1 protein-coding gene is annotated in these 223 nt (G+C 65.9%); it reads left to right on the forward strand.

Annotated features, from left to right (window positions below; all coding sequences use genetic code 11):
• On the forward strand, positions 1-223 hold a 223-nt coding region (locus ACX4ZE_RS23540), incomplete at both ends, for a hypothetical protein (protein WP_480275659.1).

Raw genomic sequence — 223 nt, forward strand, 5'->3', positions numbered from 1 at the left:
CCGGGTTCGTGGAATACGCGACCGAGTTGTTCGACCGGGCGACGGTCGAGGCGCTCGTGGCCCGGTATGTGCGGGTACTACGACAGGTGGCGACCACCCCGCAGCTGGTGGTGGGGGCGGTGGAGGTGCTCACCGATACCGAACGCGACCGGTTGTTGCGGGACTACAACGCCACCACCGTGGCGGTGGATACCGATACCACTGTGGTGGAGTTGATCGAGGG

The sequence above is a fragment of the Nocardia sp. TBRC8007 genome (genome assembly GCF_056629435.1).